Origin of the sequence: Mesorhizobium norvegicum, assembly GCF_004919685.1 — a bacterium.
GTDB lineage: Bacteria > Pseudomonadota > Alphaproteobacteria > Rhizobiales > Rhizobiaceae > Mesorhizobium > Mesorhizobium norvegicum.
Genome location: NZ_SMYZ01000003.1, coordinates 24,289 through 49,261, shown reverse-complemented (window position 1 = coordinate 49,261; position 24,973 = coordinate 24,289). Strand labels below are relative to the sequence as shown.

Sequence of the window (24,973 nt, the reverse complement as noted above, 5' to 3'; positions counted from 1 at the left end):
GAGAGCCCGGATGGTTCCATGCCGATCTTCATCGACCGTCGCCTGAATCCAAAGGACAAGAGCCTCGGCAATCGCCAGCGCTTTCTCAGGCGTGCGCGCGAGGAACTGAAGCGGAGCATACGCGATCAGATCCGCACCGGCAGGATCGCCGACGTGGATGCCGAGCACGCCGTGCCCATGCCTGAAAGAGGCACAGGCGAGCCGAGCTTCAACAACGCCTGGAACAGCGGCAGGCGCCAGCACATCCTGCCGGGCAACAGGCATTTCTCCCCTGGAGACCTGATCCCCAAGCCCGGCCAGGGCGGCGGCGCGGGAGCGTCGTCCCCGGGAAACACAGCGTCTGAAGACGACTTTCGTTTCGTGCTCTCACGCGAAGAGGTGCTCGATCTTTTTTTCGAGGATCTCGAACTCCCAGACATGGTCAAGCTCAGCCTCAAGGAAATCCTTGCCTTCAAGCCGCGCCGGGCTGGCTTCGCCGCTTCCGGTTCACCGACCAACATCAATGTTGGGCGCACGATGCGTAACAGTCACGGCCGCCGCATTGCACTGAGGCGTCCTAAGCAGGAGGAATTGGACGCGATCCTCCGGGAAATCGCCACGCTTGAGGTGGTGCCATCCAGCGCAGCGGCGCGCCAGCGCACTGCAGCGTTGCGCGAAGAGCTTGACCGGCTGGAGCGGCGGCGCAGGCGAATTGCCTATGTCGATCCGGTCGACATCCGATTCAACCGCTTCGATCTCCGACCTGTGCCGAACGCCAATGCCGTCATGTTCTGTCTGATGGATGTGTCCGGCTCGATGGGCGAGCGCGAAAAGGATCTGGCCAAGCGCTTCTTCGTGCTGCTGCACCTGTTCTTGAAACGTCGCTACGACCGCATCGACATCGTCTTCATCCGCCACACGCACCTGGCCCAGGAGGTCGATGAGGAAACATTTTTCTACAACACGCAGAGCGGCGGCACTGTCGTTTCCACCGCGCTGGAGGAAATGCACCGCATTATTGAGGAACGTTACCCTGCCCGCGAATGGAACATCTACGCCGCCCAGGCCTCGGACGGCGACAATTTCGCCGGCGATTCCGAGCGATGCATAGCATTGCTCAACGGCAAGCTCATGCGGCTGTGCCAGTATTTTGCCTATGTCGAGATCATCGATGAGCGTGAAGCCCATATCTTCGGCACGACCGAAAACGGGACATCGCTGTGGCGTGCCTATAGCGAAATCGACCTGAGGTGGCCGAACTTCCAGATGAGCCGTATCGCCACGCCCGCCGATATCTATCCGGTCTTTCGCCAGCTCTTCGGCAGACAGCCGGCTCCCCGTAAGAGAGCGTGAGTGGGTCCGATGGCCAGACAAGCCAGCAAATCCAGCCTGCTTTTTTCAGGATCCGACTGGGATTTCAAGACATTGTCGCGGGCCTATGACGCGATCGAAGCAATAGCGGTCGAAGAGCTTCATCTCGAAACCTACCCCGTGCAGATGGAGATCATCTCCTCCCAACAGATGCTCGACGCCTATTCGTCGGCCGGCATGCCACTGATGTACCGTCACTGGTCTTTCGGCAAACATTTCCTTCACCAGGACCTGCTCTATCGCAAAGGCGGGCGAGGGCTTGCCTATGAACTGGTCATCAATTCCAATCCCTGCATCGTCTATCTGATGGAGGAAAACACCATGGCCCTGCAGGCCTTGGTGACGGCCCATGCTGCGCTCGGGCACAACCATTTTTTTAAGAACAATCAGTTGTTCAAGCAGTGGACGGACGCCGGGGCAATCCTCGGCTACCTGGACTTCGCCAAGGGCTACATTGTCCGTTGCGAGGAGCGGCACGGCCTCGCCGCCGTCGAGGCTGTTCTCGATTCCGCCCACGCGCTGATGGCGCAGGGCGTGTTCCGCTATCACCGGCCGCCGAAGCTATCGTCGGAGCGGCAGCGCGAAGGGCTTCGCGAGCGCCTAGAATACGAAGAACACTCCTATAATGATCTGTGGCGCACACTGCCGCCGTCGCAGCAAACGGCCAACGACAAGGGACACGACCTGGAGCGGAAGAAATCGCTCAACCTGCCCGAGGAAAACCTGCTTTACTTCCTGGAAAAGAACAGCCTGATCCTAGAGCCTTGGCAGCGTGAGATCATCAGGATCGTTCGTGTCATAGCACAATATTTTTATCCTCAACGGCAAACACAGGTGATGAACGAGGGCTGCGCCACTTTCGTCCACTATACGCTGATGAACATGCTGTTCGATCGCGGCCAGATCAGCGAAGGCGCCATGCTCGAAATCCTGCGCAATCATTCTAACGTGGTCTTCCAGCCGGCATACGACGATCCGCGCTTTTCCGGCATCAACCCCTACGCACTCGGCCTCGATATGATGCAGGACATTCAGCGCATCTCGACCGAGCCTACGGCGGAAGACCGGGAATGGTTTCCCGACATCGCCGGCCACGGCAACTGGCTCGAGATCCTGCTCAATGCCTGGGCGGACCACCGCGACGAGTCCTTCATCCGCCAGTATCTCAGTCCGACTTTGATCCGGAAATGGCGGTTCTTTGTGCTCGGTGACGCTGCCGACCAACCGCATTGCCAGGTCTCCTCGATCCACAACGAACGCGGCTATGCCAAGATCCGCGCCGCGCTTGCCCACAGCTACGAGATCGGAGCGAACCAACCGGACATCCAGGTTGTGGATGTCGATCTGCTCGGCGACCGCCATTTGCGGCTGCAGCACAAGGTCAATGACGGCATCCTTCTTGAGGATGCCAGCCGCGATGCCACGCTTCGTCACATCCGCAGGCTTTGGGGTTATGAGGTCAGCTTGGCGGCCGTCGACGCTGAGACGGGCGCGGCTATCCACGAACGCTCGACGAGCCAGATCGCAGAATGAGGCTCCACAGCTGCGCTGGTTCTCATGGCGCCAAAAAGTGCGCAGCGGTTTTGGGCGACGTGCATCAAAACGGGGCTTGAAGCGCGTCGCCTGTCTTCGTTTCAACGGGATGCGTCTTAACCGTCGCCGGCTGGCCTTATCCTCAACCTTGCGATCCGGTTCTTGTCGCGCTTCATGACGGTGAAGCGCTTGCCGTGGAACGTAAAAGCCTGCTTCTCCTCCGGGATCAACTGCGTCTCGTGAATGACGAGGCCGGCGATCGTGGTCGCCTCCTCATCCGGCAGGTTCCAGTCGAGCGCCCGGTTGAGATCGCGGATCGGCACATTGCCATCGACGACGACGGAGCCGTCGGCCTCCTGCTTGACGCCCTGAATGTCGACATCATGCTCGTCTGCGATCTCGCCGACGATCTCCTCGATAATGTCCTCCAGCGTCACCAGCCCTTCGACCTCGCCATATTCGTCGACGACGATAGCGAAATGCGCCTTGCGGCGCAGGAAGGCGTTGAGCTGTTCCTGCAAGGTCGTCGTGTCGGGCACGAACCATGGTTTCGAGGCGATCTTCATCACATCGATCCTGGAGAAGTCGTTGCCGACTTCGTTCAAGGCACGCAGCAGATCCTTGGCGTGCAGCACGCCGACGATGTTGTCGAGCGAGCCCTTCCACAGCGGCATGCGGGTGTGCGGGCTCTGCAGGATCTCGCGCACCACCGCTTCCGGTGCATTGTCGGCATTGACCGAGCGCATATTGGTGCGGTGGACCATGATGTCGGACACTTCAAGCTCGGCGAGATCGAACAGGCCGCCGACGCGGTCGCGGTCCTCGCGCACCACCTGGCCGTCGCGGCGGAAATCGTCCACCGCGCCGCGCAACTCGTCCTGGCTCGAGCGCAGCGGCTCGATGCGAGACAGCTCGTAGCCGAACATGGCGAGGAGGCGCGTGCGCACGGCAACGACCAGCAGGAGAAGGATGGCAAGGACGGCGACAACGATCCAGCCGGTGTCCATCTCAGCCGGCTTTCCCGTTGGCTGGATGGTTTTCCCTCAGGAACGACAGCACTTCCGAGGCCGGCACGTCCTTGGCGATGAAGGCCTGGCCGACGCCGCGCGTCAGGATGAAGGTCAGCGCGCCGCGCGACACCTTCTTGTCCTGGGTGATGAAGGCCAGCAGTGCTTCGGCATCGGGCAAATCGCCCGGAATGTCGGCCATGCGCCAGGGCAGGCCGACGGCGCGCAGATGCGCCTCGACGCGCGCCGCATCGTCGGGGCTGGCCAGATTGAGCCGCGACGAGAACCGGTACGCCAGCGCCATGCCGATGGCGACCCCCTCGCCGTGGACGAGGCGAGCTCCGTCATACTGCGTGGCGGCTTCCAGCGCGTGGCCGAATGTGTGGCCGAGATTGAGCAGGGCGCGGTCGCCGGTCTCGAACTCGTCGCGGGCAACCACGTCGGCCTTGGCGCGGCAGGCTTCGGCAATGGCCTGCGCCCTCTCCGGCCCGCCGGCAAACACCTTTGCCCAGTTCTCTTCCAGCCAGGCGAAAAACTCCGGCCGGTCGATGAGCCCGTATTTGGCGAGTTCGGCGTAGCCAGCGCGGAATTCACGGATCGGCAACGTGTCGAGCACTCCGGTATCGGCCAGCACCAGCTTCGGCTGATGGAAGACGCCGACGAGGTTCTTGCCGCGCGCACTGTTGATGCCGGTCTTGCCACCGACAGAGGAATCGACCTGCGCCAGCAGCGAGGTCGGGATCTGCACGAAATTCATGCCGCGGCGCACGATGCCGGCGGCAAAGCCGGCGAGATCGCCGATGACACCGCCGCCGAAGGCGATGACGATGTCGCCGCGCTCCAGCCTGGCAGCCAGCACACCGTCGACCACCTCTTCGAGATGGGCGAAGCTCTTGGTCTTCTCGCCAGGCGGCAGCGTGATGATGGCGGGCTGGATGCCGCTCGTTTCGAGGCCGGCCTTCAGCGCATCGAGATGTGCCGCCGCGACATTGGCGTCGGTGATGACGGCGGCGCGGGTGCCTGGCAGGCGGCGCGAAATCTCGGCACCGGCGCGCGACAGCAGGCCGGAGCCGATCAGAATGTCGTAGGTCCGGTCGCCAAGGCCGACTTCGACAACAACGGGTGCATCAACGCTCACGATTCCACCTCGCCTGTCGCGGCGGTCTCATCGATGCCGAAATGCCGGCACAGCGCGTTCACCACCTCGGTGGCGATGACCTCCTTGCGGTCGTCGCGGGTCGGCACGGTGACATCGGATGTCGCATAGACCGGATAGCGCTCGCCCATCAGCCGCTCCAGCACGGCACGGGGGTCAGCACTTTTCAGGAGCGGCCGGTTCTGTTTCTTGGAGACGCGATCCATCAGAAGGTCGAGCTCAGCCTTCAGCCACACCGACACGCCGTGCGCGGCGATCGCCTCGCGCGTCTGCGCGTTCATGAAGGCGCCGCCGCCCGTCGACAGCACTTGCGGGCCGTTTTCCAGCACGCGCAGGATGACGCGCTGCTCCAGCGCCCTGAACTCGGTCTCGCCATAACGCTCGAACAGCTCCGGAACGGTCATGCGCGAGACGCTTTCGATCTCCTGGTCGCTGTCGATGAAGGGCAGCGCCAGCATCGTCGCCACCTTGCGGCCGATCGCCGTCTTGCCGGCGCCCATCAGCCCGACAAAGACGACGGAACGGCTGCCCAACCGGCCAAGCAGCGCGGCGTGGGTCTCGTCTGGAGGATTTGCTGGCAGCGCGTTCATCGAATGTTTCTAGGGCCCTCTTTGCCGGCGTATCGACATGAAAAGCCCGTTTGCGTCAAGCGTGGCAAGCGCCTTGAGCCCGATATGGGCTGGCAGGGCTCTGCATCAGAAGTTGCTAACAGGCCTCAGCTTCTTCCTTGAATTGGCCGGATTGGCGTCCCATAAGGGGACAGGGTTTGGAAACGCAGAACAAGAAGACGGGCGAAAATTGATGCCGACACTGTTTCGCTTTGTCGTAATAACAGCGATTCTGGCTGGCATTGCCTATGGTACGATGTTCGCACTGGTGATGTTCGTCGAGCCCAAGAAGGGGGAAATGAGCGTGCGCATCCCTCCGGAAAAGCTCAATCCCAAGAAAAGCTGAATGACAAGAAAAGCTGAATGAACAGCGCCGCCCGCATCGAAGCCTTTCTGGAAATGATGAGTGCCGAGCGAGGCGCTGCCGAAAACACGCTTTCCTCCTACCGCCGCGACCTCGAAGACGCCTCAAGCGAGATCGATGGCGGGCTCGCCGGCGCGGCCGCCGCCGATATTCGCGCCTATCTCGACGACATCGCCGCCCGCGGCTTTGCCGCCACGTCGCAGGCGCGCAAACTGTCGGCGATCCGCCAGTTCTTCAAATTCCTCTACGCCGAAGGCCTGCGCGGCGATGACCCAACCGGCACGCTGGACAGTCCGAAAAAAGGCCGTCCGCTGCCCAAGACGATGAGCGAGGCCGACACCGGCAGGCTGATCGACCGCGCAGCGCTTGAGGCCGGCGATGCCAGGCTCGGCAACGATGCTGCGCTAGGCAACAGTGAGTGGCTGGCGGCACTGCGCCTGCATGCGCTGGTCGAGGTGCTTTATGCCACCGGCCTGCGCGTTTCCGAACTGGTCGGCCTGCCGGTGACGGTGGCGCAGCGCGACGACCGCTTCTTCATGGTGCGCGGCAAGGGCGACAAGGAGCGCATGGTGCCGCTCTCGGCCAAGGCGCGCATGGCGATGAAGACCTGGCTTGCCGCCCGCGCCAAAGTTCCAGCCTTCGCCGACAGTCCGTTCCTGTTTCCGGCCGCATCCGACAGCGGCTATCTCTCGCGCCAGGTCTTCGCACGCGACCTGAAAGGGCTGGCGGCAAGGGCCGGCATCGCCTCGGCGAAGATCTCGCCGCATGTGCTGCGCCATGCTTTCGCCAGCCATCTCCTGCAGAACGGCGCCGATCTCAGGGCCGTGCAGCAATTGCTCGGCCATGCCGACATATCGACGACACAGATTTACACCCATGTGCTGGAAGAGCGGCTGGTGCGGCTGGTCAACGATCATCATCCGCTTGCCGACTAGGCCTCATATCGCTATGTGAGGACGACATTCCACCGCCCGGAGCCTTGTATTCAAGGGTTCCGTCAGCCATTGCCTTCCGACGTATCGGTCCGCTCACGCATGTATAATTACCTCGATTTCGAAAAGCCGGTGCAGGACCTCGAGGGCAAGATCCTCGAGCTGAAGAAGCTTGCCGAGAACGGCGAGGCGGTCGATGTCGGTGACGAGATCAGCCGTCTCGAGAAGCGCTCCCGCGACGCGCTGCGCGACGCCTACAAGGCGCTGACGCCGTGGCAGAAGGTGCAGGTGGCGCGCCATCCCGACAGGCCGCATTGCGTCGACTACATCAAGGGCCTGTTCAACGATTTCACACCGCTGGCCGGCGACCGCAATTACGGCGAGGACCAGGCGATCGTCGGCGGTTTCGCCCGCTTCCGCGGCGAACCTGTTGCCATTATCGGCCAGGAAAAAGGTTCCGACACGACCAGCCGCCTGAAGCACAATTTCGGCTCGGTGCGGCCGGAAGGCTACCGCAAGGCGGTGCGGCTGATGGAACTCGCCGACCGCTTCAAGATCCCGCTGCTGACGCTAGTCGACACCGCCGGCGCCTATCCCGGCGTCGGCGCCGAGGAGCGCGGCCAGGCGGAAGCCATTGCGCGCTCAACTTCGGCCTGCCTTGGCCTGAAAGTGCCGTCGATCTCGGTGGTCATCGGCGAAGGCGGCTCGGGCGGCGCCATCGCCATCGCCACCGCCAACCGCGTCTATATGCTCGAACACGCCATCTATTCGGTGATTTCGCCGGAGGGTGCTGCCTCGATCCTGTGGCGCGACACGACACGATCGAAGGACGCGGCGACCAACATGAAGATCACCGCGCAGGATCTTCTGGAGCTGAAGATCATCGACGCCATCATTCCCGAACCGCTCGGCGGCGCGCATCGCGGCGCCGAAACGGTGATTGCCGCGACCGGCGACCTCATCGCCAGGACGATGAAGGACTTTGCCGGCGCCAACACCGATTTCCGTGAGCAGCGCCGCGAGAAATACCTGGCAATGGGCCGCAGCCTCTGACCGCAGGCAGCCTTGCCCGCCACAATGTGGCGGCGCGGAGCATTTTTGCCACAAAAATGCCGCTGCATTCGGCTCAATGAGACTGCCGCAGGGGGACGCGTCGGCACTTGCGGTAAGGAATTTTCAAGGTTAACGGGCTTAGGGTCCGTCGATGCGCAGTGCAGTAGCCGGGGCAAGAAACGCCCGGGCGCCAGAGAAAAGACGATATCCGTAGCCATGTTTGTCAAGCTTGCCCGCACCGGAATCCTGATCGCAGCCCTCGGCGTTGCCGGGTGTAACAATTCGTCGATGAAGGATTTCGCGCCGGAGGCCAACAAGCCGCTGCCCGACAAGATCCTCGCCGACATGAGGGCCAAGGGCATGGTCCGTACCTCCTCGGTGATGGCCCGCATCTTCAAGGAAGAGGGCAAGCTCGAGATCTGGAAGGCCAAGACCAACGGCCGCTACGACATGGTCGCCAGCTACGACATCTGCAAATGGTCGGGCAAGCTGGGGCCCAAATACACCGAGGGCGACCGCCAGGCGCCGGAAGGCTTCTACACGGTGCGGCCGTCGCAGATGAATCCGCGCTCGAACTATCATCTGTCCTTCAACATCGGCTTTCCCAACGCCTATGACCGCGCCAATGGCCGCACGGGTCAGAACCTGATGGTGCACGGCGCTTGCTCGTCGTCGGGCTGCTATTCGATGACCGATGCGCAGATCGAGCAGATCTATGCCTTTGGCCGCGACGCGTTTCAGGGCGGGCAGACCGAGTTCCAGGTCGAGGCCTTTCCGTTCCGCATGACCGCCGCCAACATGGCGCGCTATCGCAACGACCCGAATTACGAATTCTGGAAGATGCTGAAGGTCGGCTACGACAATTTCGAGATCACCAAGGTGCCGCCGAAGGTCGATGTCTGCGAAAAGCGCTATGTCTTCAACCAGGTTGCCGCCGACGGCCAGACATTCGATCCGACCGGCGCCTGCCCGGCGACGACGCAGCCTGATTCGCTGAAAAGCGCCTACAATTCCTACATGAGCACCTATGACGCGGCTTTCAACGGCGCGGTCAAGGCCAGCGTGCCCCCACCCAAGCCGACCATCGCCGGCATCAAGGAAGCCAGCATCGTCTCCGACTGGTCCAAGCGCCGGGCGCGCGGCGAGCGCGTGCCGATCGACCCGCCGTCGCTCAACAATGACGGCTCGGTCACCGAGACGGCGCGCATGGGCCGCATCGATTCGCCGGCCGGCCGCAAAATGGCTGCGCTCGACGCCGAAAAAGCCGCCAAGCAGAAGGCCGAGGAGCAGAGGCTGGCTGCCATAGAGGCGGCCAAGCAAGCCAAGGAAGCCGCCAAGGCCCTGGCTCTGGCTGAAAAGGAGGCCGAGAAGGCCGCCAAGGAAGCCCCTGTCGCCACCGCGACCATCGCTGCCCCTTCCGAAGCCGCGCCGGTAGCGGAAACGCAAGCGGCGAGCGCCGACGAGAGCCGCGTGACGAAGCTGAAGAACAAGCTGCTCGGCATGTTCGGCGGTTGATTTCACCCGTGGCTGATCGCGCCGCTGTTTATGACCTCAAGGGGCTGAACTGCCCCTTGCCCGTGCTCAAGGCGAAGAAACGCCTGGCCGGGATGCAGCCGGGCAGCCGGCTTTGGTTAGAGACCACCGACCCGCTCGCCGTCATCGATATTCCGGCCTTCTGCTCCGACAGCGGCCACCAGTTGATTGAGACGGCGGCGGTCTCCGGTGGTCATCGCTTCCTGGTCGAGCGCGGCGCGCCGTAATCGTAGAGGTCAACGTCCGGCAATCGCCAGCGGGTTGTTTTCCAGCGCCGCGCGGTCGGGCGTGTCGATCGACGGCCGGTTGGTGAAGGCGGCGAACAGCCTGCGGATATAATCTTCCGGCATGTCGAGCGTGATCAGCACCAGCCGCGTGCCGCGCTGGCCATCGGGCCAGGACGGCAATTGCACCGGCGGATGCAGGATTTTCTGCACGCCATGGATGACCAGCGGCCGCGACGGGTCTTCCCTGAGCTCGATGACGCCCTTCATGCGCAGCAGGCGCTCGCCATGGGTCGAACGCAGCAGGTCGAGAAACATCTCGATGGCTGAAAACGGCACCGGGTCGTCATGCACCAACGAATAGGAACGGACGCGCGAATCGTGGCGATGACCATGGCCATGCTCGTGATCATGGCCATCATGATGGTGATGATCATGAGCGGCTTCCTCGCCAAGCCAGCGCCGCACATCGGCGGATTTCGTCGCCGGGTTGTAGAGGCCGCAGTCAAACAGCGCCGCCACGCCTGTCCCCGTGTCGGCGACATCGAGCAGTTCGGCGCCCGGATTGATCTGCCGCAGGCGCGCCCGCAACGTTTCCAGGTCGCCGGGGTCGGCGACCAGATCGGCTTTGCTGAGCACGATGCGGTCGGCGACGGCGACCTGCTTGACCGCCTCGACATGGGCGTCGAGCGTGGCATTGCCGTTGACCGCATCGACCAGCGTGATGACGCCGTCGAGCCGGAAGGCCTGGACCAGCGCCGGATGCGCCATGATCGACTGCAACACCGGCGCCGGATCGGCCAGCCCCGTGGTTTCGACGATGACGCGGGCAAGTCGGGCGATGCGGCCGGTCTGCAGCCGGTCGACCAGGTCGGCCAGCGTGTCGACCAGCTCGCCGCGCACCGTGCAGCACAGGCAGCCGTCCGAAAGCTGGATGATGCCGTCGGAAGACTGCTCGACCAGCAGATGGTCGATCGCCACCTCACCGAACTCGTTGATGATGACCGCCGTGTCAGCCAGCGCCGGATCCTTCAACAGCCGGTTGAGCAGCGTCGTCTTGCCGGCGCCGAGGAAACCGGTGAGCACCGAGACGGGGATCGGGAAGCCGCTCATTGAGTTCTATCTGTTTGTTTGAGCATGATCTTTTCCGAAAACCGGTATCCAAGTTTCGCTGACGCGGACCTTCGGTTCGGGATCATGCTCTAGTTCGCAACCTTGGCCGGCTGGTCGCCCAGCGCGGCGGAGCCGGCAATCTTCGGACCGGTGCCGGCCGGAGCCGGTCTATCGGGCCGCCAGCTCGGGATCGGCACGTCGGCGTATTCCTGCGCACCCTGGTCGAGGATGGCCTTCGGCGCCGGACCGGTGGCGCCGCCGAGCCCGACGGCAACCAGCGTCGGCACATGGTCGAGCTTTTCCTGATAGGGCGATTTCGGCACATCCTTGGCGACGACCGGCGGCGCTTCGGACTGCTCCTGCGGCGTCTTTTTCTTGCAGACCTCGTCATGCATGTCGTTGGGCGAGACGGTGTCGCCGTAGGGCGCCAGCGTGGTGACGGTGGCCGAGCCGGCGGCAGGCGTGTCAAAACCCTGGTCGAGCAATCTCGCGGCGGCCTCGGCACGGGTGACCGCCGACTTCTCGCCAAGCACGACCGCGACCAGCGTGCGCCCGTTGCGGGTCGCCGAACCGATCATGTTGAAGCCGGAGGGGCAGACAAAGCCGGTCTTCATGCCGTCGGCGCCGGGATAGCGGCCGATCAAGAGATTGTAGTTCGGGATCGCCTTCTTGCCGACGGCAAGGCCTTCGATCGAAAACCAGGGCGCGTATTGCGGGAATTCCTTGCGGATCGCCATCACCAGCAAGGCGAGGTCGCGCGCCGTCGTATACTGCTCCGGCGAAAACAGCCCATTCGGGTTGACGAAATACGTTCCGGTCATGCCGAGGCGCCGGGCTTCAGCGTTCATGCGAACGGCGAAGCCCGCCTGCGAGCCGCCGACATTTTCGCCGACGGCCATGGCGATGTCGTTGGCCGATTTGACCAGCATCATCTTCAGCGCGTTGTCGAGCCGCATCACCGAGCCCGGCTTGAAGCCCATCTTGCTTGGCGGTTCGGCGGCGGAGTGTTTGGTCACCTTGATCGGCGAATCAAGCTGGACCTCGCCGGCGGCAATGGCCCGGAAAGCCACATAAGCGGTCATCAGCTTGCTCAGCGACGCCGGATACCAGCGCTTGAACGCATCCTGATGCTGCAGGATCTTGCCGCTGTTGAGGTCGAACACAACCACCGGATTGGCCAGCGCCGGCCCGGCCAGAACCGACAGCGCGATTGTGCCAGCCGAGAATAGTTTGAGGAAATGCCTGTGCCGCATGATCAAATCCGAAATCGCCTCTTGCCGTAGTCGCCCCTGGCTCCGTAAGATTTCGTTACGCGATCGCCAGCATGATAGGTCCGACCCTCAAAAACCGGACCGTATCGTTGCGGTGCTATTTACTCTATGTGACGCCAACATGGCAAAGTGCCTGGCGATCACAATTGCAAGGCGGCGGGCAATACCCGCCTGTCCCAACAGCGAGATGGAACCATCATGCCAATCCTGAACCGTGCCGCCGAAATGCAGGACGAAGTTGCCGGCTGGCGCCAGCATCTGCACCAGACGCCAGAACTGAACTTCGATGTCTTCAAGACCGCAGCCTTCGTCACCGAGAAGCTGAAAGCCTTCGGTTGCGACGACGTGGTGACCGGCCTGGGCAAGACCGGCGTGGTTGGCATCATTCGCGGCCGCCAGGGCGAAGGCCCCACCATCGGCCTGCGCGCCGACATGGACGCGCTGCCGCTCAACGAGATATCAGGCAAGTCCTACGCCTCGACCATTCCCGGCAAGATGCATGCCTGCGGCCATGACGGCCACACGGCAATGCTGCTGGGTGCCGCGAAATATCTCGCCGAAACGCGCAATTTCACCGGCTCGGTGGCGGTGATCTTCCAGCCGGCCGAGGAAGGCGGCGGCGGCGGCAACGAGATGGTCAAGGACGGCATGATGGACCGTTTCGACATTTCCAAGGTGTTCGGCATGCACAACATGCCGGGCTTGCCTGTCGGGCAGTTCGCCATTCGCCCGGGCCCGATCATGGCGGCGACGGCCGAGTTCACCATCACCGTGCGCGGCAAGGGCGGCCATGCGGCCATGCCGCACGGCACGATCGACCCGATCGTCATCACCAGCCAGCTGGTCGGCGCCTTGCAGACGATCGCCTCGCGCAGCACCGACCCGGTCGAGGCCGTGGTGGTGTCGGTGACCAAGTTCCACGCGGGTGACGCCTACAACATCATCCCCGAAACGGCGGAAATCGCCGGCACCGTGCGCACCTTGCGCAAGGAAATCGCCAAGAAGTCGGAAGAGCGCATCCGCACGATCTGTGAAGGACTGGCGACCGCCTTCGGCGCCAAGATCGAGGTCGACTATCAGGCAAACTACCCCGTGACCTTCAACCACGCGGAGGAGACGGTGTTTGCCAGCGATGTCGCGATCGGCGTCGCCGGCGACGCCCATGTCCATCGCGGCATCCAGCCGGTGATGGGCGGCGAGGATTTCTCCTATATGCTGGAAGCCCGCCCCGGCGCCTTCATCTTCGTCGGCAATGGCGACACCGCCGGCCTCCACCACCCGGCCTACGATTTCAACGACGAGGTCATCCCGCACGGCATGAGCTATTGGGTGAAACTGGCGGAGACGGCACTCGCCGCCTGACGCAAACCGCGCAAAGGCTGGCCGAATTGCGTTCGGCCGGCCTCTTGGCGAAACGATCCGAAGCGGCTATGTGTCGGGCCGCGTGGTCCCGTAGCTCAGTAGGATAGAGCGGCAGATTCCTAATCTGTAGGTCACAGGTTCGATTCCTGTCGGGATCACCATGCATTTCAAAGGCTTAGCGAGCCGCCATACTTTTTGCGAAATTGGGTCCGTTGGAGTGGACGAAACCATCACGCCCTCCTTCGCGCATTTGACAACGGTCGGGCCTCGGATGTGAAAGAGAATCCTCGCCTGCGCTGGCATTTCGGCATTCGTCTGCTGCATTGGCTAACCGTGATCGCTCTCGCGGCGCAAATCGCCATTGCCTTCGGACCGATGGACGGACCGGGCATGGCAACGATGAACTGGCTTCCGCTTCACATGTCGATCGGCGTGACGATCCTTGCCGTCATCGTCCTCAGGCTTTGCTGGCGCATCTTCACCCGAGCCCCTGTCAGGCAAACCTCACGGTTCATGCGGTTTGCGACGGCTTTCTTCCACATGTTTCTCTACGTTGCGATTCTCGCCGTCCTGATAACGGGATGGCTGGGCTACCGGCCAATGCCTTTCATGCCTCCCGCACGGCTTTTCGGAAACTTGCCTGTCCCGTTGGCGCCATCCGTCGGCGCGCTGTCGGCAAGGGGTTTCGCGTTCATCCATGCAAAGCTGGTCTGGGTATTGCTTGGACTTACCGGTGTTCACGTCCTTGCTGCCCTGGTGCATTTCGGGCTGTTGCGCGATGGTGTCATGCGAAGCATGGTCTTCAGCCGGTCGAACACCGCCTCGCGGGAATAGAAAATGCCGCTTGCGGTCGACGATGAGGACAGCTGCTCACGCCATTGCCCACAATCCTCCCGCGACGATCACCGCATAGCGCGCGGCCTTGCCTATTGCGACAAGAGCAACGAACACGCCAAGGTTCACGCGTGCCGCACCAGCAGCAATGGTGAAAGCGTCTCCGACAACCGGCAGCCAGGCAAACAGCAGCGTCCATTCGCCAAAGCGTCGGAATATCCGGCTTGCCTGCTCATAGCGCTCAGGACTTACAGGAAACCAGCGTCTGGTCCGCAGCGTGTCAATGCCACGCCCCAGAATCCAGTTCACCACGGAGCCGAGCGTGTTGCCGATCGTGGCGACCGCAAGGAGCAGCCAAGGATCACCGCGGCCCGAGACGATCAGGCCAGCGAGCACCGCCTCCGACGAGACCGGCAGCACGGTTGCGGCGAGGAACGCGCTGATGAACAGCGCGCCATAGAGCGCCGCCACGCCGGACTATGCCTGCACGTCGACAATGCCCATCATACCGAGCTGCTCGTGCTCGAGGATGTGGCAGTGATACATCCTCGGCCCCGGCCGGTCCTGTCGCAACAGCAGGCGCACCGTCTCTCCGCGCGCGACGTTGACGGTGTCTTTCCAGGCGCGATAGGCCGGCTTTGATCTCTTGCCGCCGCGTTCGTGCTCGACCACTTGGAACTGCGTCCCATGCACATGGAATGGATGATCCATGTCCGCCTTGTTGACGATTTCCCAGAGTTCGACCTGTCCAGCCTTGGCGACGACGTCGACGCGGTTCATATCGAAGGCGGCGCCGTTGATCAGGAACCCCATCTCCATGCCGCTGGCGTTCATGGCCATGGTTTCGGTGAAGACGAAGCGGCGGCGGACGGCAGGAGCGCCGAGCTGCGCGATCGGCCGCAGCCTGTCGGGCAATGGCGGGACCGGCTCGGCCGGCATCTCCGAAACATTGACCGTGAAGAGTGTCAGCCCGGCATCGGCAGGACGTCCAGCGCCCATCCAGCCGCGATCGTATTCGAGCGTGTAAAGCGTCGCGGGGCCGGGCTTGTCGAAAGAGACGACCAGTTCAAGCCGTTCCGCCGGGCTGAGCAGGATGTCGTCAGCCGCGACTGGCGCCTCCAGCAGACCGCCATCCGTTCCGATGATCGTCATCGGCGCGCCGTCGAAGGAGAGCCGCAAAAAGCGCGCGTTGGTCGCATTGTAGAACCGGAAGCGCCGCTTCGCGCCTAAGGGGACCGTCAGTGCAGGATTCTTCTGGCCGTTGACCAGCACATGGTCGCCGACGCGCCCGTTCATCAGGTCCGTCATCGTGTTGTCGGGCAAGGTGCCATCGGCCGCAAGGCGCAGGTCGGTGAACACCAGCACGGTGTCGCCATAGGCGGCCGGGATCGGATCGGCCTTCGGCTTGACCACGATCGCGCCGGCAAGGCCGCGATAGACCTGCTCAGCCGTCTTGCCGTGCGGATGCGGGTGATACCAATAGGAACCGGCGCTGCCTTCCGGCAGGTCGAAGCTGTAAGTGCGATCGGTGCCTGCCGCGACAGGGTCCATCGGATTGCCGTCCTGGTCGGCCGGCACCGGCATGCCGTGCCAATGGATGGTGCTTGCCTCGTCCACAATCCGGTTGGCGAAGGTGATCTCAACGCGGTCGCCCTCGACCGCCTCGATCAGCGGCCCCGGGCTGGTGCCGTTGTAGCCGAGGATCGGCGTGTCCAGCCCTTCCGCAAAACGCACCGTGGCGGACCCGGCCGTCAGCTTCGCCTTGAACAGGCCGGGCGTGCTGGCTTCGTTCGCCAGCAGGGGCAATTCGCGAAGTGCTTCTCCTTCCGGCAGCACGGCCGCGCCTTGCGGCGCGGCGCCCATGTCGTGGCCCGCGTGGCCACCCATGTCCATGCCGGGCATGTCGTCCATCTTCATCTGGGCGACGGCACGCCCGCTCACAAGAACCGTCGCAAGACCAGCCGCCAGAAAACCACGTCGATGCATCTGTCGTCTCCTCGATCAGCCATGAACGCCAGGGGCGATCCCAAGAAGACTGCCGAAGCCCAACCAGGTCAATGCGGCGTTTAGGCCGCCTGATCGGCCCGGCATCATGGCCGTTGGAAAGCCGCGTCTAGCAGAGCGGGCAACCATCGCGCCAAAGACCCGCCAGGGGCGCCAACCGACGGCGGCCCACGCAATCAGGCCGCCTCAGCCGACCCTGACGACAAAATGCTTCGTCACCGGCTCGATGATCTTCCAGGTTCCCTTGAAATCGGCTTCCACCACGAAGGCGTCGCCCGGGCCGACTTCGACCGGGGCGCCACCGTCCGGCGTGATGATGATGCGGCCGGCAATCATGTGCACGAACTCGTAGTCGGTGTAGGTCGCGTGATAGGTGCCGGGCGTCGCCTGCCAGGTGCCCGACAGCACCTTGCCGTCTTCGGTCGTGTGCTGGACGGCGGTCTTCATGGTCGGCTTGCCCTCGACCACGACCCAGCCGGCCAGATCGCCGGCGTCCGCGTTTTCGACGGCGCCGAATTTGAGAATCGTGCTGCGTGTCATGTCCTGGGCTCCGTCTGGTGCGTTGTGCCGGCGTTATGTGCCTGGACGGTCAGATATCCGATACCCCTGGCGCGGGCAATGCCGGCGCCGTGCGGCCATGGCGCGCCTGCGCACCCGGTTCGACGGCCGGGTTTAGGGTTTGTGTTGTGCCGAAACCAGCTCGGCCTTGCGCCGCGCCGTCTCCAGCCCGAGGCCGATGAAGGCGCGTGCGTGTTTGGCGAGCGCCAGATTGTCTGTCCACAGATTGCGCCAGATGGCGGTTTTCTTCGACAGGTTCTCATCGACGATCTCCGACGAGAAGGATTCGAAGCTGAGGTCGTCGCTGTAGCCGATGGCCGTCAGCGCATCGAAGATCGCGGTGAAGTCGATGTTGCCGGTGCCGAGGAAACCGCGATGGCTCTCGCCGATATGGACATAGCCGATCTTGCTTGCGGCGTGGCGGATGGCCAGCCCGACATCGGCCTCCTCGATGTTCATGTGGAAGGTGTCTAGATGCAGGAAGATGTTGTCCGAGCCGGTATCCTCGATGAACGCCAGCCCTTGCGCGGCGGTGTTGAGCAGATTGCTTTCGAAGCGGTTGACGATCTCGAGATTGAGCGTGACGCCGGCGGCCTTGGCCGTCTCGGCGACCTTCGCCAGCGTGCCGGCGCTGCGCTGCCATTGATCGCGTGTCGGCGCCTCGACCTGCAATCCGTGGCTGGTCGAGAGAATGCCGGCCACCTTCCGGCCGCCAAGATCGCGCGTCAGCGCGATGGTGTCGTTGAGGATTTCGACGCCGCGCGCGGCAATCGCCTTGTCGGCGCTCGAAATGTCGCCATCACCAGGCAATCCGATGCTGATCGCGACGCCGAGGCCGAGATCGGCGATGCGCCTGGCGAGCCCGCCAATGTCGACATTGGCCGGGTCGAGATAGGAGAACTCGATGAGGTCGAAGCCGGCCTCCCTGGTGTTGGCCAGCGTCCGCTCGAGATCGGCCTGTGCCGAGCTCGCCGACCAGACGAAAGAATGGATTCCAATGCGCGACATCATCGTCTCCGGCTTCTGCGCGGCATCGGATCCAGAAGCGGAAACCGATGCCTGGACAAGACGTGCGGCCGGGTGATCCCGGCCGCACGTTTTTGATGGGAACGTTAGCGGGCCGCGGTCCAGCCCTTGTAGTCCTTCAGGTTGTCGGCCGTGATCAGCTTCGGGTCGAGCAGCACGATCGGCTCCGCCGGCTTCTTGCCGGCAAGAAGCTCGGCCGCCATCGTCAGCGACTGGCCGGCCATCACATAGGGGTCCTGCGAGGCCGAAGCCTTGATCATCGAGGTGCCGGAGGAGAGTTCCTTCTCGATATCGGGCGCGCCGTCGACAGCGGTGAAGATGAACTCCGCGCGGTTGAGCTGCTTGGCGGCGAGCTGGGCGCCGATCGCCGTCGGATCGTTGATGGCGAACACCGCATCGATCTTGTCGAAGCGGGTCAGCAGCGACTGGAACACCTTCAGGCCGCCGTCGCGCGAGCCTTCGGCATTCTGGTCGTCGGAGAGGATCTTGATGTCGGAATGCTGCGCCAGCACGTTCTTGCAGCCCTTCACCCGCTCCAGGATCGACGACGATGCCGGCCCGTTGAGGATGACGTAATCGCCCTTGCCGCCCGTATGGTCGACCAGGTACTGGCAGGCCTCTTCGCCGGCCTTGACGTTGTTGGTCATCACCGTGACGTCGGCGCCCGGCGCCGAAACGTCGAAGGCGGCAACGACGATGCCCGCGGCTTGCGCCTTCTTCACCGCCGGTGCGATCGCCTTGGCGTCGACGGCATTGAGCATGATCACGTCGACGCCGGCGGCGATGAACGAATCGACCTGCGAGACCTGCTTGTTGAGGTCATAGTCGGCCGACACCGATGTCACCTCGACCTTCGGGTTGATCTTCTTGGCCGCGTCCTCGATGCCCTTGATGGTGGCGACGAAGAAGGGGTTGCCGAGCAGGCCGACCGAGATGCCGACCTTGTTGAGGTCCTTGGCCGACGCAGGCGCGATGGCGAGCGACGCGAGTGCGACGCCGCAGAGCAGTTTGGCGATGGTCTTCATTGCTTTCCTCCGATTGCCCCGCGCCTCTCACGGTGCGTTACACAAACCGGTCGTTTACGCCGGCGACTAAGGTCAATCACGTTCTTGCTCCTGCCTGGAGCCTGTAGCGGTCGAGGGCGACCGCCACGATGATGACCAATCCCTTGATGATGTACTGCCAGATGTCCGAGACACCGGCCAAGATGAGCCCGTTGGAGAGCACCGCGATGATCAGGCCACCGATCAGCGTGCCCCAGATCGAGCCGACGCCGCCGACGAAGCTGGTGCCGCCGAGAATAACCGCTGCAATGGCGTCGAGTTCGTAGGACTGCCCCAGTTGCAGGCCGTTGGCGGCGTAGAGCCGGGCCGCCGACATGGCGCCGCCAAGGCCGGCCAGCATGCCGGAAACGCCATAGACGAAGAGCAGCACCAGCGGCACCTTGATGCCGGTCAGCCGCGCCGCCTCGGCATTGCCGCCGACGGCATAGATCCAGGTGCCGAGCACGGTGCGCTTGAGCACCAGCCAGGACAGCACCACGACCGACAGCGCGATGATCACCAGCCAGGGAATGCCGAACAGCGAACCGTTGCCGATGAAATCGAACGGCAGGTCCGAATTGAACACCGTCGTGTCCTGGCCGAGCAGGCGGGCGACGCCGCGCACCGCGGTCAGCGAACCCAGCGTGACGATGAAGGGCGGCAGCTTGATGTAGGCGATGAGCAGCCCGTTGATGAGGCCGAAGCCGAGGCCGACCAGAATGGCCGCCGGCACGCCGAGCAGGCCCCAGTCCGGCACCAGCGACACCATAACCGCCACCATCGCTGATGCGGCAAGGATGGCGCCGACGGACAGGTCGATGCCACCAGTCAGGATAACGAAGGTCATGCCGGCCGCCAGCACGATGTTGATCGACGACTGCTGGGTGACGATCAGCAAATTGGTCTCGGTCAGGAAGCGCGGGTTCATGAACTGGAAGCCGGCCGCCAGCAGGATCAGGACCGGCAGCATGCCAAGGGCAGCGATTGCGGTGCGCAACCGCCGGCTCGTGCCGGTGGCTTGGCCGCCCGCGCTGATCTCGGTCGCCCTGTCGGTCATTGCTGAGCCGCTCCCGTTGCAAGTTCCATGATTTTCTCCTGGCTGAGCGGCTCGCCTTCGGATGCCGTCACCTCGCCCGATATCGTGCCGTCGCGCATCACCAGCACGCGGTCGGCGACGCCGATCACCTCCGGCAGTTCGCTGGAAATCATCAGGATGGCGATGCCCTGCTTGGCGAGATTGTCGATCAGCCGGTAGATTTCCGACTTCGCCCCGACATCGACGCCGCGGGTCGGCTCGTCGAGGATGACGACCCTCGGCTCGGTTTCGAGCAGGCGGGCGAGTAGCACCTTCTGCTGGTTGCCGCCCGACAGCGAGCCGGCATTGGCCTGCACCGAACCGGTGCGGATAGAGAGATCGGCAACAGCCTTGGAAGCGCGCCGTTCGGCGGCCGCGAAGTCGCGCAAGCCGCCGGCGCGCGAATCCCTCGCCAGCACGCCCATGCTGATGTTGTCGGAAATCGACATGTCGAGGAACAGGCCGAGTTCCTTGCGGTCTTCGGTCAGATAGGCAATGCCGGCATCCAGCGCCTCGCGCGGCGAGCCGATGGTTACAGGTTTGCCGTCGAGCTCCAGCGTGCCCGCTGTGCGCCTGTCGGCGCCGAAGATCAGCCGCGCAAGCTCGGTGCGGCCGGAGCCGACCAGCCCCGCCAGCGCCAGCACCTCGCCCTTGTGCAGGTCGAACGAACAGTTCTTCAGGAGACGGCTGTCGGACATGCCGCGCACCGAAAGCGCCACCGCGCGCTTTGCGTCCGGCGGCCGATGGTCCTTCTTGTAGAAGGCGGACAAATCGCGGCCGACCATCATTGATACGAGGCGCGAGGCGCTAAGGTCGGCGCGCTCGAGCGTACCGACATAACCGCTGTCGCGCAGCACGCTGACGCGGTCGGCAAGCTGGTAGACCTCTTCCATGCGGTGGCTGATGTAGATGATGGCGATGCCTTGCGATTTCAGCGTCGCGATGACCTCGAACAGCCGGTCGGTCTCGCGCGAGGTCAGCGACGTGGTCGGCTCGTCCATGACGATGATGCGTGCATTGGTCGACAGCGCGCGGGCGATCTCGACCAGCTGGCGCTCGCCGAGCGACAGGCTGGAAACCATGTCGCGGGCCGAGAAGGAGACGCCGAGCCGCGCGATGATCTCCCTGGCGCGCCGGGTGCACTGGTCGCGGTCGACAATGCCGAAGCGTCGCGGCTCGTTGCCGAGGAAGATGTTCTGCGCCACCGTCAGATTGGGCGCCAGCGACAGCTCCTGATAGATGACCGCGACGCCGCTGGCGCGCGCCTTGATCGGATCGCCGGTCGCGGCGGGCATGCCGTCGATCAGTATCTCGCCGCCGGCATCCGGACGATAGGCGCCTGAAAGCACCTTCATCAGCGTCGACTTGCCGGCACCGTTTTCGCCCATCAAGGCGTGCAACTCGCCGGCATGGACGCTGAGCGAGACATCCTGCAAGGCGCGGATGGCGCCGAACGTCTTGGAGATGTGCCGCATCTCCAGCACCGGCTGGCGCGCCGTCTCGACCTTGGCGGCCGCACTCATCGCGCGCCTCCCACTGCCGCACCGGCGATGCCACGGTCCATGGCCAGCGCACGCCAGTCACTGCGATAGAAGGCTAATCCAGTGAAACGCGACGCACGCACCGGCTCCAGAACCTCGGCGGCAAATTCGCACCCGACGCTCTCGAAGGCGAGCGCCGCCGCGCCCGTGGCGCTGCCTTCCAGCGTGGCGCCTTGCAGGAAGGCCTGGCCGGGACGCAGATCGGCCAACAGCCCGGCGAGCAGACCGCCCGTGTTCAGCCCGCCATCGACGATCACCGTGTTGTTCGAATGGATGAGGTCGAGGCAGAGATCGACCATCAGCGCGACGTAGAGCAGCGCCACGGCCGCCCGCTCCTCGGCATCGGGCGCACGCCCGACCAGCCGGCCGAAATGGCCGGACATCGGCCCGCCCGGCGCGAAGCTCGGCAGCGCCATGATGCCGGCGTCGATCACCCGCTGGATCGAGGATAGGCCGATCCCGCGTTGCCAGCCGCCGCTGATGGTTGCGAATTCGCGCCCGCCCATGAAGCGGATGGTCGGCACCGGACCGCCATCGACATCGACATTGACCAGCATGTCGCGGCCCTGGTCGAGCGCGTCGAGCGGGCAGTCCGGATTGAGCACTATGACCCAGGTGCCGGTCGAAACGACGGTGACCGGGCCGAGTTCCTGCCGGCGATAGGCATGCAGCGCCGCATTCGAGTCATGGACGCCGTTGTGGATGGCGATCGGCCGTGCCGCACCGCTGAGGCGCCGTTCGCCGGTCACGGCGCCGGCGCGCTCGAAGGCAGGCATCCGGTCACGCCAGCCCTGCGCGTCGACCAGCGAAGAAAAGTCGCGCTTGCGCGGCGCCCACAGATGCGAGTGGCAGCCAAGATAGGACACTTCCGAGACCGCCCGCCCGCCAAGGCGCCAGCTCCAGTATTGCGGATAGCCGAGGATCGATTTCGACGCAGCGAATGCGTCGGGATCGACCTCCTGCAGCCACAGCATGTGGCGGCCGTAATTAAAGCCGAGCGGCAGTCGCGGCGAGAACGTCTCGGCAAAATCCGGAATGCGGCGATCGATCCGCGCGGCAATCTCGGCCGGCGGCTCTTGCTCGTAGTCGAGGATCGGATGCGTCAGCGCCGCCTCGTCGATCAAGGCAAAGGTGCAGCCATGGCCCGACACCATCAGCCCCTCGACGCCATGGTTGTCGACCGCATCGCGTACGGTACTGAGTGCCCAATCGTGGAGCGCTGTCTCGTCGAGCACGCTGAAGCCGCCTTGGCGCACCCATTTCGGCTGTGTCCGACGCTCGCCGAGAATGCGCCCGTCCTGACCGAAGACGAACAGCTTCGAATTGGTCTTGCCGAAATCGAGGACCGCCACCTTCACTGGATGGCTCCCGAGGATGAGGCTATCCGCACCATGACGCCGGCATCTTCCAGCATGCGCGCATCGGTGTCGGAGAGGCCGTCATCGGTGACCAGCGTGCCGATACGGGAAAGCGGCAGCGCGACATTGCGTGCATGGATCGACAGTTTGCGGCTGTCGGCCAGCACCACGATCTGGTCGGCGCACAGGCTGAGGTCGATGATGGAGCGCACCAGCAGCGGATGCGATTCCATCACGCCTTCCTGGCCAAGGCCTTGTGCACCGAGAAAGAATTTCGAGGCGTAGAAGGGCACGGCCTGAGTGAGCGAATGGATGATGCCGGGTTCGCGATGCAGGTCGCCGCCGGCAACCGTCAGGCTGCAATGGCCGTGGTCGCTGAGATAGGCCGCGAGCGGCATCGAGTTGGTGTAGAGCCGGATGTTGCGCTCGGCGAGCTTGACCCCGAGATGGAAGCAGGTCGAACCGCCATGCACGATGACCGCATCGCCGTCGCGCACCATGGTCGCCGCGAGAGCGGCGATCTGCCGCTTGGCCTCGACCGCAAGGTCGCGGTTCTCGTCGTAGGGCCTGGCATAGGCGACACCGGCCTGGGAAGCCCCATCGAGCGCCGAGATGCCGCCATAGACCTTCCGCGCCTCACCGGCCTCGTCGATCCTGTCTATGTCGCGCCTGACCGTCGCGGCTGAAACGCCAAGCCGCTCCTGCAGCTCGCGCACCGAGGCGAACGGGCGATCCCGCAGCAGTTCGACGATCTGACGCTGGCGGCCGGAGTCGCTCAACTCTTTCCTCCCGAATGCCCTTTTCCATGGCAATTGGCGCAACTTACTCAACATTAGCCAGATTGCAAGCGGGTTTTGATGATAGTAGATCACTGTTGACGTAGATCACTCGTATCTGCGATATCAGCGCCAATTCGATCCCGGCAACGGGATTTCGCGCAGGACACGGCCGAGCCGTTGGAGGAGAAGCGCCATGGCGACCCAAGCTGACGCGCAGGAACTGACCGCCTTGCGGGCGCTTTCGGCCAGCATCGGGCAGAGCCCGCATCTGACCCAGGCGGCAGGCGGCAACACCTCGCTGAAGGCCGGCGACACGTTGTGGATCAAGGCCTCCGGCACCTGGCTGAAGGACGCGCTCACCGACGACATCATGGTACCGGTGGCGATGGCGCCGCTGCTTAGGGCCGTCGAGCAGCGCGACCGCGCCGCCGACCAGCCGCAGGGTTTCACCATTGCGGCGCTCAACCCGCGCGGCTTGCGTCCGTCGATCGAGACCACGGTGCACGCCTTGATGCCGCAGCGCGTCGTTCTGCACGTCCATTGCGTCGACACCATCTCGCTTGCCGTGCAGGCCGATGGCGAGGTCGAGGTCGCCAGGCGGCTCGATGGCATCGAATGGGCGTATGTGCCCTATTTCCGGCCAGGCCTGCCGCTTGCCCGCGGCATTGCCGAAAAGCTTCGGCCTGATGTCGACGTGCTGATCCTTGGCAATCACGGACTGGTCGTCGCCGCCGAAACCGTCGCCGGGGCGGAGCTTCTGCTGCGCCGCGTCCGGTCGCTGCTGGCCCGGCCGGCGCGCGCGACCGCCGCACCCGACCTTGCGGCTTTGACGGGGCTTGCCGGCGACAGCGGTTATAGATTGCCGGCCGATGTCGAAGCGCATGCGGTCGCGCTCGACCCAGAAAGCCGCCGCATGGCGGAGGCCGGCAGCCTCTATCCGGACCATGTCATCTTCCTCGGCCAGGGCTCGGTCGTGGCGAAGCCTGGCGAGACCGTGGCCGATGTCATCGCACGGCTGGGCGCGCCGCCGGCGGCGATCCTGTTTCCCGCCACTGGCGTGCTGATGCGCGGCGACGCCAGTGCCGGCGCGGACGCCATGCAACGCTGCCTCGCCGATGTGACGGCGCGCGTCGACATCGCGGCGCGGCTGAACTATCTCACCGCCGCCGAGAATGACGAGCTGGTCAATTGGGACGCAGAGCAGTATCGCCAGAAGCTCAACGCGGCCGGCAGCTAGCAAATGACAGAA

24 protein-coding genes and 1 tRNA gene are annotated in these 24,973 nt (G+C 63.9%); 11 read left to right on the top strand and 14 right to left on the bottom strand.

The window, feature by feature from the left end:
- Positions 1-18 precede the first annotated feature (18 nt).
- Both FCU66_RS01380 and FCU66_RS01375 read left to right on the top strand, forming a co-directional pair.
- Entirely contained in the window at positions 19-1,332 is a 1,314-nt protein-coding gene (locus FCU66_RS01380) for a YeaH/YhbH family protein (RefSeq protein WP_136620375.1), read from the top strand.
- 9 nt (positions 1,333-1,341) lie between these two features.
- The gene (locus FCU66_RS01375) at positions 1,342-2,883 is read left to right on the top strand and encodes a SpoVR family protein (RefSeq protein ID WP_136620376.1); all 1,542 of its coding nucleotides are present in this window, start codon (positions 1,342-1,344) and stop codon (positions 2,881-2,883) included.
- A 116-nt stretch (positions 2,884-2,999) separates the two neighbouring features.
- Here the strand turns inward: FCU66_RS01375 and FCU66_RS01370 are convergent, their stop codons facing one another.
- From FCU66_RS01370 to FCU66_RS01360, 3 genes are read right to left on the bottom strand one after another with little or no spacing between them, the layout of a single operon-like run.
- On the bottom strand, positions 3,000-3,890 hold the full coding sequence (locus tag FCU66_RS01370) for an HlyC/CorC family transporter (RefSeq protein ID WP_136620377.1): 891 nt from the start codon (positions 3,888-3,890) through the stop codon (positions 3,000-3,002).
- A gap of 1 nt (position 3,891) precedes the next feature.
- Positions 3,892-5,028, bottom strand: a complete 1,137-nt coding sequence (gene aroB, locus FCU66_RS01365) for a 3-dehydroquinate synthase (protein WP_136620378.1) — start codon at positions 5,026-5,028, stop codon at positions 3,892-3,894.
- Positions 5,025-5,636 (bottom strand): shikimate kinase, encoded by a 612-nt coding sequence (locus FCU66_RS01360; protein WP_136620379.1) that lies wholly within the window; start codon positions 5,634-5,636, stop codon positions 5,025-5,027. Before FCU66_RS01360 ends, aroB begins: the two co-directional genes overlap by 4 nt.
- A 211-nt stretch (positions 5,637-5,847) precedes the next feature.
- Between FCU66_RS01360 and FCU66_RS01355 the strand changes: the two genes are divergently transcribed.
- The 5 genes from FCU66_RS01355 (at position 5,848) to FCU66_RS01335 (ending at position 9,763) form a co-directional block, all read left to right on the top strand.
- Positions 5,848-6,000, top strand: a complete 153-nt coding sequence (locus FCU66_RS01355) for a histidine kinase (protein ID WP_136620419.1) — start codon at positions 5,848-5,850, stop codon at positions 5,998-6,000.
- 17 nt (positions 6,001-6,017) lie between these two features.
- A complete protein-coding gene (locus tag FCU66_RS01350; protein ID WP_136620380.1) occupies positions 6,018-6,953 on the top strand; it encodes a site-specific tyrosine recombinase XerD in 936 nt (311 codons plus the stop codon).
- 99 nt (positions 6,954-7,052) lie between these two features.
- Positions 7,053-8,003: an acetyl-CoA carboxylase carboxyltransferase subunit alpha gene (locus tag FCU66_RS01345; protein ID WP_136620381.1), complete on the top strand. Its 951-nt coding sequence runs from the start codon at positions 7,053-7,055 to the stop codon at positions 8,001-8,003.
- A 216-nt stretch (positions 8,004-8,219) separates the two neighbouring features.
- Complete coding sequence (locus FCU66_RS01340; protein ID WP_136620382.1) at positions 8,220-9,518, top strand: L,D-transpeptidase family protein; 1,299 nt, start codon at positions 8,220-8,222, stop codon at positions 9,516-9,518.
- Between the two features lie 8 nt (positions 9,519-9,526).
- Positions 9,527-9,763 (top strand): sulfurtransferase TusA family protein, encoded by a 237-nt coding sequence (locus tag FCU66_RS01335; protein WP_168992033.1) that lies wholly within the window; start codon positions 9,527-9,529, stop codon positions 9,761-9,763.
- A gap of 9 nt (positions 9,764-9,772) precedes the next feature.
- Here the strand turns inward: FCU66_RS01335 and FCU66_RS01330 are convergent, their stop codons facing one another.
- A complete protein-coding gene (locus tag FCU66_RS01330) occupies positions 9,773-10,873 on the bottom strand; it encodes a CobW family GTP-binding protein (protein WP_136620384.1) in 1,101 nt (366 codons plus the stop codon).
- An 89-nt stretch (positions 10,874-10,962) separates the two neighbouring features.
- The gene (locus FCU66_RS01325; RefSeq protein ID WP_136620385.1) at positions 10,963-12,126 is read right to left on the bottom strand and encodes a D-alanyl-D-alanine carboxypeptidase family protein; all 1,164 of its coding nucleotides are present in this window, start codon (positions 12,124-12,126) and stop codon (positions 10,963-10,965) included.
- Between the two features lie 216 nt (positions 12,127-12,342).
- On the opposite strand from FCU66_RS01325, the gene FCU66_RS01320 reads away from it, so the two are divergent.
- The 3 genes from FCU66_RS01320 (at position 12,343) to FCU66_RS01310 (ending at position 14,340) form a co-directional block, all read left to right on the top strand.
- On the top strand, positions 12,343-13,506 hold the full coding sequence (locus tag FCU66_RS01320; protein ID WP_136620386.1) for a M20 aminoacylase family protein: 1,164 nt from the start codon (positions 12,343-12,345) through the stop codon (positions 13,504-13,506).
- Between the two features lie 84 nt (positions 13,507-13,590).
- Positions 13,591-13,667: transfer RNA gene (locus FCU66_RS01315), tRNA-Arg, on the top strand.
- Between the two features lie 112 nt (positions 13,668-13,779).
- Positions 13,780-14,340: a cytochrome b gene (locus tag FCU66_RS01310; RefSeq protein ID WP_246093717.1), complete on the top strand. Its 561-nt coding sequence runs from the start codon at positions 13,780-13,782 to the stop codon at positions 14,338-14,340.
- 36 nt (positions 14,341-14,376) lie between these two features.
- Here FCU66_RS01310 and FCU66_RS01305 read toward each other — a convergent pair whose 3' ends face one another.
- The 9 genes from FCU66_RS01305 to FCU66_RS01265 form a co-directional block, all read right to left on the bottom strand.
- Complete coding sequence (locus FCU66_RS01305; RefSeq protein ID WP_136620387.1) at positions 14,377-14,811, bottom strand: YqaA family protein; 435 nt, start codon at positions 14,809-14,811, stop codon at positions 14,377-14,379.
- A gap of 6 nt (positions 14,812-14,817) precedes the next feature.
- Positions 14,818-16,326, bottom strand: a complete 1,509-nt coding sequence (locus FCU66_RS01300) for a multicopper oxidase family protein (RefSeq protein ID WP_136620388.1) — start codon at positions 16,324-16,326, stop codon at positions 14,818-14,820.
- A 204-nt stretch (positions 16,327-16,530) separates the two neighbouring features.
- Positions 16,531-16,884 (bottom strand): cupin domain-containing protein, encoded by a 354-nt coding sequence (locus FCU66_RS01295; protein ID WP_136620389.1) that lies wholly within the window; start codon positions 16,882-16,884, stop codon positions 16,531-16,533.
- Between the two features lie 132 nt (positions 16,885-17,016).
- The gene (locus FCU66_RS01290) at positions 17,017-17,910 is read right to left on the bottom strand and encodes a sugar phosphate isomerase/epimerase family protein (protein WP_136620390.1); all 894 of its coding nucleotides are present in this window, start codon (positions 17,908-17,910) and stop codon (positions 17,017-17,019) included.
- A gap of 104 nt (positions 17,911-18,014) precedes the next feature.
- Positions 18,015-18,953 (bottom strand): ABC transporter substrate-binding protein, encoded by a 939-nt coding sequence (locus FCU66_RS01285; protein ID WP_136620391.1) that lies wholly within the window; start codon positions 18,951-18,953, stop codon positions 18,015-18,017.
- Between the two features lie 76 nt (positions 18,954-19,029).
- Positions 19,030-20,028, bottom strand: a complete 999-nt coding sequence (locus tag FCU66_RS01280; protein WP_136620392.1) for an ABC transporter permease subunit — start codon at positions 20,026-20,028, stop codon at positions 19,030-19,032.
- A complete protein-coding gene (locus FCU66_RS01275) occupies positions 20,025-21,569 on the bottom strand; it encodes a sugar ABC transporter ATP-binding protein (RefSeq protein WP_136620393.1) in 1,545 nt (514 codons plus the stop codon). Before FCU66_RS01275 ends, FCU66_RS01280 begins: the two co-directional genes overlap by 4 nt.
- Entirely contained in the window at positions 21,566-22,945 is a 1,380-nt protein-coding gene (locus FCU66_RS01270) for an FGGY-family carbohydrate kinase (RefSeq protein ID WP_136620394.1), read from the bottom strand. The genes FCU66_RS01275 and FCU66_RS01270 overlap by 4 nt, the downstream gene beginning before the upstream one ends.
- Entirely contained in the window at positions 22,942-23,724 is a 783-nt protein-coding gene (locus tag FCU66_RS01265; protein WP_136620395.1) for a DeoR/GlpR family DNA-binding transcription regulator, read from the bottom strand. Before FCU66_RS01265 ends, FCU66_RS01270 begins: the two co-directional genes overlap by 4 nt.
- Before the next feature lie 193 nt (positions 23,725-23,917).
- On the opposite strand from FCU66_RS01265, the gene FCU66_RS01260 reads away from it, so the two are divergent.
- On the top strand, positions 23,918-24,961 hold the full coding sequence (locus FCU66_RS01260) for a class II aldolase/adducin family protein (RefSeq protein WP_136620396.1): 1,044 nt from the start codon (positions 23,918-23,920) through the stop codon (positions 24,959-24,961).
- Positions 24,962-24,973: the final 12 nt, after the last annotated feature.